The sequence below is a fragment of the Pseudonocardia sp. UM4_GMWB1 genome (assembly GCF_017312155.1).
Classification (GTDB): Bacteria; Actinomycetota; Actinomycetes; order Mycobacteriales; family Pseudonocardiaceae; genus Pseudonocardia; species Pseudonocardia alni.
The window spans coordinates 3523378-3535499 of sequence record NZ_QJPN01000001.1; the positions used below are offsets into that span (position 1 = coordinate 3523378).

13 protein-coding genes are annotated in these 12122 nt (G+C 74.8%); 10 read left to right on the forward strand and 3 right to left on the reverse strand.

Annotation, left to right across the window (positions count from 1 at the left end; genetic code table 11):
- Window positions 1-21 precede the first annotated feature (21 nt).
- The 4 genes from DMP15_RS16770 to DMP15_RS16785 are packed head-to-tail and all read left to right on the forward strand — an operon-like array spanning window position 22 to window position 4035.
- On the forward strand, window positions 22-1212 hold the full coding sequence (locus DMP15_RS16770) for a CaiB/BaiF CoA transferase family protein (RefSeq protein WP_337826702.1): 1191 nt from the start codon (window positions 22-24) through the stop codon (window positions 1210-1212).
- Entirely contained in the window at window positions 1209-1946 is a 738-nt protein-coding gene (locus tag DMP15_RS16775) for an acetoacetate decarboxylase (RefSeq protein ID WP_073574988.1), read from the forward strand. The genes DMP15_RS16770 and DMP15_RS16775 overlap by 4 nt, the downstream gene beginning before the upstream one ends.
- On the forward strand, window positions 1943-2842 hold the full coding sequence (locus tag DMP15_RS16780; protein WP_073574989.1) for a 3-hydroxyacyl-CoA dehydrogenase NAD-binding domain-containing protein: 900 nt from the start codon (window positions 1943-1945) through the stop codon (window positions 2840-2842). Before DMP15_RS16775 ends, DMP15_RS16780 begins: the two co-directional genes overlap by 4 nt.
- A complete protein-coding gene (locus tag DMP15_RS16785; protein ID WP_073574990.1) occupies window positions 2839-4035 on the forward strand; it encodes an acyl-CoA dehydrogenase family protein in 1197 nt (398 codons plus the stop codon). The genes DMP15_RS16780 and DMP15_RS16785 overlap by 4 nt, the downstream gene beginning before the upstream one ends.
- On the opposite strand, the gene DMP15_RS16790 is transcribed toward DMP15_RS16785, so the two are convergent.
- Complete coding sequence (locus tag DMP15_RS16790; RefSeq protein WP_139282748.1) at window positions 3989-4840, reverse strand: hypothetical protein; 852 nt, start codon at window positions 4838-4840, stop codon at window positions 3989-3991. The genes DMP15_RS16785 and DMP15_RS16790 overlap by 47 nt on opposite strands.
- A gap of 107 nt (window positions 4841-4947) precedes the next feature.
- Between DMP15_RS16790 and DMP15_RS16795 the strand changes: the two genes are divergently transcribed.
- The 6 genes from DMP15_RS16795 (at window position 4948) to DMP15_RS16820 (ending at window position 10525) form a co-directional block, all read left to right on the forward strand.
- Window positions 4948-5277, forward strand: a complete 330-nt coding sequence (locus DMP15_RS16795; protein WP_073574992.1) for a hypothetical protein — start codon at window positions 4948-4950, stop codon at window positions 5275-5277.
- Between the two features lie 46 nt (window positions 5278-5323).
- Window positions 5324-5719, forward strand: coding sequence for a hypothetical protein (locus tag DMP15_RS16800; RefSeq protein ID WP_073574993.1), 396 nt, complete (start codon window positions 5324-5326; stop codon window positions 5717-5719).
- A 214-nt stretch (window positions 5720-5933) separates the two neighbouring features.
- Window positions 5934-7052 (forward strand): polyprenyl synthetase family protein, encoded by a 1119-nt coding sequence (locus tag DMP15_RS16805; protein ID WP_337826138.1) that lies wholly within the window; start codon window positions 5934-5936, stop codon window positions 7050-7052.
- 85 nt (window positions 7053-7137) lie between these two features.
- A complete protein-coding gene (locus DMP15_RS16810; protein WP_100877852.1) occupies window positions 7138-7896 on the forward strand; it encodes a class I SAM-dependent methyltransferase in 759 nt (252 codons plus the stop codon).
- Complete coding sequence (locus DMP15_RS16815) at window positions 7893-9494, forward strand: FAD-dependent oxidoreductase (protein ID WP_337826139.1); 1602 nt, start codon at window positions 7893-7895, stop codon at window positions 9492-9494. The genes DMP15_RS16810 and DMP15_RS16815 overlap by 4 nt, the downstream gene beginning before the upstream one ends.
- Before the next feature lie 23 nt (window positions 9495-9517).
- Window positions 9518-10525, forward strand: a complete 1008-nt coding sequence (locus tag DMP15_RS16820) for a DUF5914 domain-containing protein (RefSeq protein ID WP_073574995.1) — start codon at window positions 9518-9520, stop codon at window positions 10523-10525.
- On the opposite strand, the gene DMP15_RS16825 is transcribed toward DMP15_RS16820, so the two are convergent.
- Complete coding sequence (locus tag DMP15_RS16825; protein WP_073574996.1) at window positions 10504-10740, reverse strand: hypothetical protein; 237 nt, start codon at window positions 10738-10740, stop codon at window positions 10504-10506. The genes DMP15_RS16820 and DMP15_RS16825 overlap by 22 nt on opposite strands.
- 254 nt (window positions 10741-10994) lie before the next feature.
- Entirely contained in the window at window positions 10995-12026 is a 1032-nt protein-coding gene (locus DMP15_RS16830) for an AraC family transcriptional regulator (protein ID WP_073574997.1), read from the reverse strand.
- Window positions 12027-12122: the final 96 nt, after the last annotated feature.

The following is a 12122-nucleotide window of genomic DNA, read 5'->3' on the forward strand; positions in this document are numbered from 1 at the left end:
AGCGAGCGGAAGGAGCACGACATGGGTGGCGCACTGGACGGGCTGCGGGTGATCGACCTGGCGTCGGTCGTCATGGGCCCGTACGCCTGCCAGATCCTGGGCGACCTGGGCGCGGAGGTGATCAAGATCGAGCCTCCGGCCGGGGACATGACCCGCCGCACCCTGCCGCAGCGCAACCGCGGGATGGGCGCGCTCGCGCTGAACGTGAACCGCAACAAGCGTTCGGTGGCGCTCGACCTCAAGACCGACGCCGGCCGCGCGGTGCTCGACGACCTGCTCGACACCGCCGACGTCCTCGTGACGAACATGCGCCCGGGTGCGCTGGACCGGCTCGGACTCGACCCCGGGCGGGTCGCCGAGCGCTTCCCGCGCCTGGTCCAGGTCCGCGCGCAGGGCTTCCGCAGCGACTCCGAGCTCGCCGACCGCGCCGCCTACGACGAGATCGTGCAGGCGTCGTCGGGGATGGTGGACCTGATGCGCCGGGCGACCGGCACCCCCTCCTACGCGCCGACGATCCTGGCCGACAAGGTCTGCGCGCTGACGATCGCCTACTCCACGCTGGCCGCGGTGATCCACCAGCGGGCCACCGGCGAGGGGCAGCTGGTCGAGGTCCCGATGACCGACACACTGCTCGCGTTCAACCTGGTGGAGCACCTGTCCGGGCACACCTTCGTGCCCGCGGAGGGCCCGACCGGGTTCAACCGGTCGATGGCCGCCGGGCACGAGGCCGTCGCGACGAAGGACGGCTGGGCCTGCATCCTGCCCTACACCCCGCGCAACATCGCCGACTTCTTCACCGCGGCCGGCCGCGACGACCTCGCCGCCGACGAGCGGTTCGCCACCTCCGCCGCGATGGCCGCGCACCAGCCCGAGCTGTACGCGCTGATCGGCGAGCTGGCCCCCCGGCGCACGACCGACGAGTGGGCGCAGCTGTGCGCGCAGTACTCGGTCCCGTTCGCGCCCGTCCTCGCCGTCGACGACGCCGAGACCGACCCCTACGTCACCGACGGCGGCCTGCTCACCGAGGCCGAGCACCCCACCGAGGGCCGCTACCGGTCCATCGGCTTCCCGGTCCGGTTCACCGCCACCCCGGGCGGGATGCGCACCCCGGCCCCCGCGCTGGGCGCCGACGGCGCCGACGTGCTGCGCGAGCTGGGCCGCACCGACGACGAGATCGCCGCGCTGGTCGCCGACGGGGTGCTCGCCCGATGAGGGCCGCCGACGTCCTCGCCGCCGGAACCACCCCGCTGACCGCGCCCGCGTTCACGCCGGGACCGCACCGGTTCACCGACCGCGAGTACCTGAACGTCGTCTACCGCACCGATCCCGACGCGTTCCGTCGCGCGCTGCCCGAGCCGTTGGTGGCCGGGGAGCCGCTGGTCCGGTTCGAGGTCATGCACATGGGCGACGTCGACGGCTTCGGCCCCTACACCGAGTCCGGGCAGGCGCTGGCGTGCTCCTTCGACGGCGAGGAGGGTGAGTACCTGCACGGCATGTGGCTGGACAACGCACCGGCGACCTTCGCCGGGCGCGAGCAGAGCGCCTACCCGAAGGCGTTCGGCACACCACGACTGGGCGTCGAGGACGGTGCGCTCGTCGGCACCCTGCACAAGGGCTCGCTGCCGGTGGCCGTCGCGACCATGGCCTACCAGCACACCGAGCTCGATCCGGCGGAGGCCGCCGCGCAGGTCGGTGTGCCGACCTTCATGGTCAAGCTCGTGCCGGGCCGATCGGGACCGGTCGACGCCCGGCTGGTCCGCACCCGGATCACCGACCTGACCGTCAAGCGGGCGTTCACCGGACCGGCCCGGCTGCAGCTGTTCGACCACGTCCTCGCACCGCTGGCGGACCTGCCGGTGCGCGAGATCGTCTCCGCCTCGCACGTGCTGACCGACCTCACGCTCGCGCCGATCACCACCGTGCACGACTACCTGGAGGAATCGTGAGGATCACCGAGATCGGTGCCGGCACCATCGGCGTCTCCTGGACCGTGCTGCTGGCCGCGGCCGGACACGACGTCGTCGTCACCGACCCGCGGCCGGACCTGGCCGAGGTCGTCGACGCCGGTGTGCGCCGGTTCGGGTCGGCGGACCTGCTGGAGCGGGTCGTCTGCGAACCGGACCCCGCCCGCGCCGTGGCCGGTGCCGACGTCGTCCAGGAGCAGGGACCCGAGCGCCTGGAGGTGAAGCAGGACATCTGGGCGACCGCGGCCGCGCACGCCCCGGCCGGTGCGCTGCTGCTCAGCTCCACCTCGGGGATCCTGCCCACCGACGTCGCCGCCCGGCTCGACGACGACGCCGCCGCCCGGTTGCTCGTCGCGCACCCGTTCAACCCGCCGCACGTCCTGCCGCTGGTGGAGCTCGTCGCCGGGAAGCGCACCACGCGCGACAACGTCACGCGGGCCGCGGAGTTCCTGCGCTCGGTCGGCAAGGACCCGGTCGAGATCCACAAGGAGGTGTACGGCTTCGTCGGCAACCGGCTGCAGTCGGCGCTGTTCCGCGAGGCCGTCTCCCTCGTCCGTGACGGTGTGGTCTCCCCCGCCGAGCTCGACCGCGTGGTCACCGGCGCGCTCGGTCCGCGCTGGGCGACCGGCGGACCGTTCCTGAGCCTCCACCTCGGCGGCGGCGACGGCGGCCTGCGACACCTGCTCGAGCACCTCGGCCCGGGGATGGCGCGCCGATGGGCCGACCTGGGGGACCCCACCCTCGACCCGGACACCGTCGAGGCGATCAGCACCGCCACCGAGGACGCCTACGGCCCCAGCCGCGAGGCCCTCACCACCGCACGCGACCGCGCCGAGACCTCCGTACTCGCCGCCCGGTCGCAGATGGAGGAGTCATGACCGCACCGCTTCCCGCCGACCTCTTCGGCTACGTCGACCTGCTCCCCCCCGAGGAACAGCAGATCCTCTCCCGGGTCCGGTCCTTCGCCGAGGAGCAGATCGCCCCGATCGCCGACGCGTACTGGGACCGCGCGGAGTTCCCGCACGAGCTGATCCCGGGGTTCGCCGAGCTCGACGTCGTCGGGCTGGCACGGGAGTGGCCGGACCGGCCCGCCTACTCGCGGCTGCTCACCTCGTTCGTGTCGATGGAGCTGTCCCGCGTCGACCCGTCGATGGCCACGTTCTTCGGCGTGCACGCCGGGCTCGCGCTGACCTCGATCGACCTGTGCGGGTCGCCGGAGCAGAAGGACCGCTGGCTCCCGGCCATGCGCCGGATGGAGAGGATCGGCGCGTTCGCGCTGTCCGAGCCGCACGGCGGGTCCGACGTCGCGGGCGGGCTGGAGACCACCGCTCGCCGCGAGGGCGACGAGTGGGTGCTGGACGGCGCCAAGCGCTGGATCGGCAACGGCACCTTCGCCGACCTGGTGATCGTGTGGGCCCGCGACGTGGCGGACGACTCGGTCAAGGGCTTCGTCGTCGAGAAGGACATGCCCGGGTTCACCGCCACCAAGATGGAGGGCAAGCTCGCGCTGCGCACCGTGCAGAACGCCGACCTCACCTTCGACGGCGTGCGCGTGCCGGAGGCGAACCGGCTGCCCGGCGCACAGAGCTTCGCCGACACGAACCGGGTACTGCGGGTGACCCGTGGCGGCGTCGCCTGGAACGCGGTCGGCGCGATGGCGGGCGTGTTCGAGCTGGCCCGTGACTACGCCGTCGAACGCGTCCAGTTCGGGCAGCCCATCGCGTCCTTCCAGCTGGTCCAGGACCACCTCGTGTCGATCCTGGGCGCCGTCGTCGCCTCGCTGGGGATGGCGGTCAGGGTCGCCCAGATGCAGGACGACGGCACCTTCCGCGACGAGCAGGCGGCCCTGGCCAAGCGACAGGCCACCCTGATGCTGCGCGACGCGGTCGCCCGGGCCCGGGAGGTGTTCGGCGGCAACGGGATCCTGCTGGAGAACAAGGTCGGCCGGTTCTTCAACGACGCCGAGGCCCTCTACTCCTACGAGGGCACCAAGGAGATCAACACCCTGGTCGTGGGGCGCGCGGTCACCGGGATCGGGGCGTTCGTGGGACGGAGGCCCGCGAAGCAGTGAGCACCGCCAGGGCGTCGCGCAGCGCCCGCAGCCCGGTGACGGCGGGGTCGTCACCGGGCAGCGCCGCGAGATGGGCGTCGACGCACTCCCGGTACAGGCCCGCCAGGTGGTCGGTCAGCAGGGTCCAGGCCGCCACCCGCTCGCCGAGCGCCCCGTCGCGCCACCGCAGGGCGGCCCGGGCCAGGTCGCGGTGGGCGCCGTCGTAGGAGGCGACGGCGGCGTCGTTGCGGCCGATCTCCCCGGTCGTGAGGGTGTGCAGGAACCGGACCGGGAACAGCACCGTCTTGGTGACCGCGCGCGGCCCGCGGGCCAGCAGTGCGGCCGGGTCGGCGACCCCGGCGAGCCAGGCGTCGTCGACCCGCTCGACGAGGAACCCGGCCGAGCCGCGGACCAGCTCGTCGTGGCCGGGCGGGACGGCCCCGTCGCGGACGTCGGTGCCGTGGCGCAGCACGCCGGAGTCGAGCAGGTCGAGCCGGTCGACGGCGGGCAGGCGGGCCGGTCGGCGCCCGGTCCCGTGGCGCACGGTGTCCGGGTCGGCCCAGAACACCGAGAGCCGCTCGGCGAGCCCGTCGGTGCCCGCGGCCGCGTCCCGGGCCGCGGCGACGACGTCGTGCACCCGCGAGGCCGTGCCGCCGCCGGTCTCCCGCAGCACCAGGGCCAGGTCGACGTCGCTGACGGCGGGGGCGAACCCGCCGTGCGCGAGGCTGCCGAGCGTGTAGGCCGCCACCAGCTCGCCACCGAACTCGCGGCGGGCCGCGTCGGTCGCGGCGGCCAGCACCGCCTCGCCCCGCTCGTCGTCCGCCACCGGGCCAGCCTGCCACGCGGGGCCGTCGGACGACCGCCGGACGAACCGGAGGGCCCACCCGTCCCGCCGCGGGTTGCGCACCGCCGGCCCCCGGGGATGATCAGCGCGTGCTCTACATCGGACCGGTGGAGATCCCCGGGTCGGACGACCACGAGGGGTTCGTCAGCGCGGACACCGCCGACGGCCGCGCGACGGGGATCTGGAGCGACGCACGCCGCGTCCCGGCCGTCGCCTACCGTGCGGCCTGCGAGTGCGGCTGGCGCGACGACGTGGCGTTCGTCCCGGACCGGCTCGGCCACTCCGCGGCGCTGCGCGCGTTCGTGGACCACCACTTCAGCCCGGTCACCGGCGCCCCCGCGCTCGATTCGGTGCGGCACTTCCTCCCGGCCTGGGCCGCCGTCGTCGTCGCGCGGGAGCTCGCGCCCGCGATGGCCTGAACGCCCGGTTCGTGCACCTGCGGCCGGTTGTCGGCAGACTGCGAGGATGTCCGCCCCACACCGCCACGCCGCCCCCGACGTCACCCGCTCCACCCCCGTCCTGGCCCTGCGGGTGCTCGCGACCGCGTCGGTCGTCGTCCTGGCCTGGCAGTTCGTGACCGCCGCCGGCCTGTTCACCGGCGGCGACGTCGGCCCGCACGGCACCGGCGCGATCGTGCTGCACGTCGTCACCGGGCTCGCCGCGGCGGCCGCGGTGTGGCTCTGTGTCGTCACCGCCGGAGCGTGGTGGCCGTCGGTCCTCGCCGCGGCTGTCTTCGCGTTCACCTTCGTCCAGGCGTGGTTCGGCGACATCGCGGGGCTGATCGTGCACGTGCCCGGGGCGATGGCACTCGTCGCCGGGTCGGTGTGGCTGGTCGCCTGGTCGTTCCTCCGGGCCGGCTGACCGGCCCGGACGGCCGGTGACGTGGGTCACCCGAACCACGTGGCCGCTCCGTCCGAACCCGACCGGGGTGGTCTGTCCGATTCGGCGCGCGCGATCACGACGCCCCCCATACCCTCGACAGACCCGGCCCGGTCGTGCCCTCGGCCCCCGACCGGGTCCGGACGCCGACGTCCGGCCGCTCACCACCCCAGGCGACCCGACGGGAGGCCGCGCGATGTTCGTGGAGACCGGGCAGGACCGGCGGCTCGAGCACGTCCCCACCCACCCGGACTGGGTCGCGGAGATCCGCGGCCGGGTCCGGGCCCACGTCGACGAGACCGTGCGGCTCCGATGCGCCGAGCACGTGCACTCGATGCGCGGTGCGGACTTCGTCGCCGGGGTCCTGAGCGACTTCGTCGGCCGAGGCAAGTACCTGCGGTCGATGTTCGGCTACCTGGGCTGGCGGGCCGCGGCCCCGGACTCCCCCGCCGCGTTGGCGGCCGTGTCCGGGCTGGAGCTGCTGCACGCCTTCGCCCTGCTCCAGGACGACGTCATGGACCGTTCGCAGTTGCGCCGCGGCCGGCCGACGGTGCACGTCCAGCTCGCCTCCTGGCACCGCGGCCAGGGCATGTCCGGCTGCCCGGACCGGTTCGGCGAGTCCGGCGCGGTGCTGCTGGGCGACCTGTGCCTGGTGTGGGCCGAGCAGGCGATGCGTGAGAGCGGGCTGCCGCGTGCGGTGCTCGACCGCGGCTGGCCGCGCTACGACGAGATGCGCTCGGAGCTGGCCGTCGGGCAGTTCGCCGACCTGCTCAACGAGGCCCGCCGCGTCCCCACCCTCGACGAGGTGATGGACGTGCTGCGCCGCAAGTCCGGCAACTACACCGTCCGGCGCCCGCTGGAGCTCGGCGCCGCGATGGCCGGGGCCGCACCGGAGCTGCTCGCGGCACTCGGCGACTACGGGACGATGGTCGGCGAGGCCTTCCAGATGCGCGACGACGTGCTGGGCGTGTTCGGTACCGACGCCACCGGCAAGTCCGCGGGCGACGACCTGGCCGAGCGCAAGGCCACCAGCCTGGTCGTGCTGGCCCGCGAGGTCGCCGGACCGGCCACCCGGGGCGCCCTCGACGCGCTGCTGCACGGCTCCGACGAGGCCGACGGCCCGGTCGACGTCGCCGCGGCGCGGATGGCGATCGAGTCGACCGGGGCCCGCCGCCGCATCGAGGAGCTCATCGCCACCCGGGTGCAGGGTGCTCTGCGGCTGGTCGACGGCGCGGTCGCCGACGGGGTGCTCGGCGACGACGTCGCCGCGGTGCTGCGCGCGATGGCCGTGCGCTGCGCCGACCGGGTCTCCTGACCGGGGAAGCCCCCGCGAGTGACTGCGGTGCAACAGGATACGACCCGACGCGCCGTGCGACGCCGGCGGTCCTAGGCTCGCGGACATGGTCGACCGTTCCCCGTCCCGTCCCACCCGCCCCGGAACCGTCGGCCGTGCGGGCCTGCCCCGCGAGCAGGTCCCGTCGCACTTCGACGACGGCGCGGCCGACTACGACCGCCTGGTCGGGATGAACCCCGGCTACCACGACCACCTGCGCGCGTCCGCGGCCCGGATGCGGCTCCCCCGTGACGGCGCCGGGCTGCGCCTGCTCGACGCGGGCTGCGGCACCGGGGCCTCCACCGCGGCGCTGCTCGGGGTCGCCCCGCGCGCCGAGATCGTCGCCGTCGACGCCTCGGCCGGGATGCTCGAGCGCGCCCGCACCAAGCCGTGGCCGGCGTCGGTGCGGTTCGTGCACTCCACCGCCGAGACCCTCGCCGAGAACGGGGTCGAGGGACCGTTCGACGGGATCCTCGCCGCCTACCTGCTGCGCAACCTCGACGACCCGGACGCCCAGCTGCGCCGCTTCCACGACCTGCTGCGCCCGGGCGGGGTGCTCGCGCTGCACGAGTACTCGGTCGCCGACTCCCCCCGCGCCCGGCTGTCCTGGCACGCGGTCTGCTGGGGGATCATCGTGCCGCTCGGCCGGATGACGACCGGCGAGACCGCGCTGTACCGGCACCTGTGGCGCAGCGTGAACACCTTCGACGGCATCGGCCGCCTGCGCGACCGGGTGCGCGCCGCCGGGTTCGACGCCGTGCACTCCGAGACCATGACCGGCTGGCAGAACGGCGTCGTGCACACCGTGCTCGGGACGCGGTCGTGACCGCCCGCCCGACCGACCCGCGCCGCGTCCGCCACGAGCCCGCCGGTGGCCTCGGCGACGCCGGGCAGCTGGGGCGGCGGCCGCGGGCGGTCGTCGTCGGGGGCGGGATCGCCGGGTTGGCCGCGGCGACCGGGCTGGCCGAGCGCGGCGTCGCCGTCGAGGTGCTGGAGCGCGAGCCCTACCTGGGCGGCCGGGTCGGTGGCTGGTCGGAGACGCTGCCCGACGGCACGCCGGTGTCGATGAGCCGCGGCTTCCACGCGTTCTTCCGGCAGTACTACAACCTGCGCGCGCTGTTGCGCCGCGGCGACCCCGGGCTGGAGCGGCTGGTGCCGCTGGAGGACTACCCGCTCGTCGACGCCCAGGGCCGCCGGGACACCTTCCGCGGGTTGCCGCGCACGCCCCCGTGGAACGCCGTGCTGTTCGCGCTGCGCAGCCCCACGTTCCGCCCGTCGGACCTGTTGCGGCTCGACGCCCGCGCCGCCGCGCCGCTGGCCGCGGTCAGCGTGCCCGGCATCTACGAGGCGATCGACCACGTCGACGCGCAGAGCTTCGTCGAGTCGATCAACTTCCCGCCCGCGGCCCGGCACCTGGCCTTCGAGGTGTTCTCCCGCAGCTTCTTCGCGCCGCCCTCGACGATGTCGGCCGCCGAGCTCGCGACGATGTTCCACATCTACTTCCTCGGCTCCTCCGAGGGCCTGATGTTCGACGTGCCCGACGCGGGCTTCGACACCGCGCTGTGGGAGCCGCTGCGCCACTACCTGACCACCCGCGGTGTCACGTTCCGGACCGGGGTCACGGTGTCCTCACTGGAGCGAGGGGGGTCCGTCGACGGTGGACGGTTCCACGTGAATCATTCCGCCGGCGGTACCGCAGCCGACGCCGTGGTCCTCGCGACCGACGTGCGCGGGCTGCGCTCGGTCGTCGCCGCGTCCTCCGACCTCGGCGAGCAGGTCTCCACCGTCGACGGGCCCGGCGCGCTGGACCGCTGGCGCGCCGACGTCGCCGCGCTCGGCAGCGCGCCACCGTTCCTGGTGCAGCGGCTGTGGCTCGACACCCCGGTCGACGCGTCCCGGCCGCCGTTCCTGGGCACCGGCGGGCTCGACCCGCTCGACAACATCTCCGTGCTCGACCGCTATGAGCACGACGCGGCCGGCTGGGCCGCCCGCCACGGCGGTTCGGTGGTGGAGCTGCACGCCTACTCGGCGGCCCCGCCACCCGGCGTCGACGACGACGCCTGGACCGCCGGGCTGCGCGAGCGCTGCGTCGCGCGACTGCACGAGCTCTACCCGGAGACCGCGCGGGCCCGCGCGGTCGGCGAGCTCGTCCAGTGGCGCGAGGACTGCCCGATGTTCGGCGTCGGCGACTTCGCGCGGCGGCCCACCGTCGCCACCCCCGTCGACGGCCTGGTGCTGGCCGGCGACGGCATCCGGATCGACCTGCCGGTCGCGCTCATGGAGCGCGCCGCGAGCACCGGCTGGCAGGCGGCGAACCGGCTGCTCGCCGGCTGGGGCCTGGCCGGCCACCCGCTCGAGACCGTCCCCACCAGCGGCCGCCTCGGTCCGCTGCGGCGCGCCGCCGAGTACGCGATGCGCACCTGACACCCGTCGAAGGACACCACGTCATGACCCTGCTCTCCCGTCTCACCGCGAACTGGCCGTCCCACTGGCCGCTGCAACCGCTGCCGTCCCAGAAGTGGGCGGCGCAGAAGCCGACCTACGCCGGCGCGGACCCGAAGCTGATCTCGGCCGCGCTGGAGCGGGCGCAGGCGCGCCCGTCGGGGAACTGGTTCGTGGTCGCCGCGAGCCGGGAGATCCGCGGCGACCGGCCGCTCGGCGTGCGCATCGGCGGGGTCGAGCTCGTCGCGTGGCGGGAGGAGGACGGGACGGTGCGCGTGGGTCCCGGCGCCTGCCCGCACCTCGGTGCGCCGATGGCTCTGGCGGCAGTCGACTGCGGCGAGCTGGTGTGCCGCTGGCACGGGCTGCGCCTGGGCGCCCGGTCCGGCCCCGGCTGGGCGGTGCACCCCGTCCACGACGACGGGGTGCTCGTCTGGGCGCGGCTCGACGACGTCGGCGGTGAGGAGCCGACCGACGCCCCGGTCGTCCCGGCCCGCCCGGCCGGCGCGGTCCTCGACGCCGTGACCACCCTGGTCGGGGTGTGCGAGCCCGAGGACATCGTCGCCAACCGGCTCGACCCGTGGCACGGCGCCTGGTTCCACCCGTACTCGTTCCAGAAGCTGACGGTGGACTCCGCGCCCGCCGTCACCGACGTCGACGAGTCCGACGACCGCTTCCTGGTCACCGTCACCTTCAAGGTCGGTCCGGGGCTCGGCGTCCCGGTGCGGGCGGAGTTCGTGTGTCCGGAGCCGCGGACGGTGGTGATGCGCATCGTCTCCGGCGAGGGCGTCGGCTCGGTCGTCGAGACCCACGCGACCCCGCGCGGCACCGACCGCGACGGGCGGCCCCGGACCGCGGTGATCGAGGCCGTCGTCGCCGGGTCGGACCGGCCCGGGTTCTCCGTGGCCTCGAAGCTCGCCCCGGCGATCCGCCCGGCGATGGCCGCGGCCGCAACCCGGCTGTGGCGCGACGACCTCGACTACGCCGAGCGCCGCTACGCGCTGCGCGCCCGGTAGGACCGTCGGCGCTGGGCGAAGCCGCGCCGGGCCACGGTGACGGCCGGCACCGAGACGACCGCCACCGACACCATGGAGTACGCCGGTGAGACCGGCGACCCCGTCGTGTCGAGCAGGGTCGTGAACACCAGCGGTGCGGTGCCGCCGACCTGCAGGACGCCGACGTTGTAGGCGATCGACATCCCGGCGGCGTGCAGCTCGTCGCGCACGGCCACCAGTGCTCACGGTGTCGGTCACGGCGGCGCTCAGAACGCATCCGCCGTCCGGGGCATCGTGGCGAGTGGAGCAGGGCCGGCGCGGTGGATCGGGGCCACCGGAGACGGGGCCGGACGTTCATGATCAGTTTCTCGGAGGGGATCGGTGCCACATACGGCACCGATCCCTTCCCGGACGACGATCATGGGTCCCGCCCACCCTGGAGCGTCCACGCAACGCGCAGCCGGTCGCGGACGCGGGGCCGGCGGAGTCGTCAGGCCACCGGCAGCCCGGCCGGTCCGGCCTTGCGCAGCTCCCGCGGAGGCCTCCCGAACCAGCGCCTCGACGCACGGGACAGCGCCGACTGCTCCGCCAGCCCGATCATCGCCGCGACCTGGGTGAACGGGAGGTCGGTCCGCAGGATCAGGCGCTCGGCGGTGTCCCGGCGGGCGTCGTCGACGACCTGCTCGAACGTCGTCCCCTCCACCGCGAGGTGACGTTGCAGGGTGCGGGGGTGCACCCGCAGCAGCCGGGCGACGGAGCCGATCCGCACCGGCCCCGACCCCAGCGACCGGTCGACGGCCGCCCGTACCCGGTCGGTGACGGTGCGCCCGGGCCGGTCGAAGTGGGTCTCCAGGTACTCGATGGCGATGGCGCGCACGGTCTCGTCGCCGCCGGCCAGCGGTCGTCGCACGAGATCGGCGGGTACCCGCAGCACGGCGGCGGGCCGGTCGAAGCGGACCTCGGCGCCGAAGAAGCCCCGGAAGCGGTCGGCGTCGGCGGGAGCGGTGTGCGGCAGGTGCACCGACCGCAGCCCGTAGGGCCCGCCCGACAGCAGCCCGACGATCCGGTGCAGCACCCCCACGCCCAGGTCGGCGACCTGCGGCGGGAGCGGGTCGGTGCTGCCGTACTCCAGCCCGGTCACCCCGGCGACGCCCTCCGGGTCGGCGACGGCGCCGATCGTCAGCGCCGGGCTGTGCACGTAGAGGTAGCGCGAGGCGCAGTCGAGCGCGTCGCCGAGGGTCGCCGAGTTCTGGACAGCGACGGCGAGCGGCCCGAGGATCTCCGGGCCCTGCCGTTGCGCGAGGCGCAGGCCCAGGTCGCCGCACCCGAGCTCGGCGGCCGCGGTCTCCAGCACCCGGGCCACCGACCTGGTCGGGACCAGCGCGTCCGGGTCGGTCCCCTCGACGGCGTCGATCGGGATGCGGAACCGTGCGAACAGCGCCGCTCCGTCGCCGCCCAGCTCGCCGACCAGCGCGACGAGCCCCCGCAACGCCCTCGCCCGGGTGAGTGATCCGGTGCCCATGTCGCACGAGGGTAAGTTGTTGTCGCGCCAGGTCAAGTTACTCCGGGTAGGTTTGGGGCAGACTGGATCTCGGTCGACAGAGGTAGTCAGCGCGGA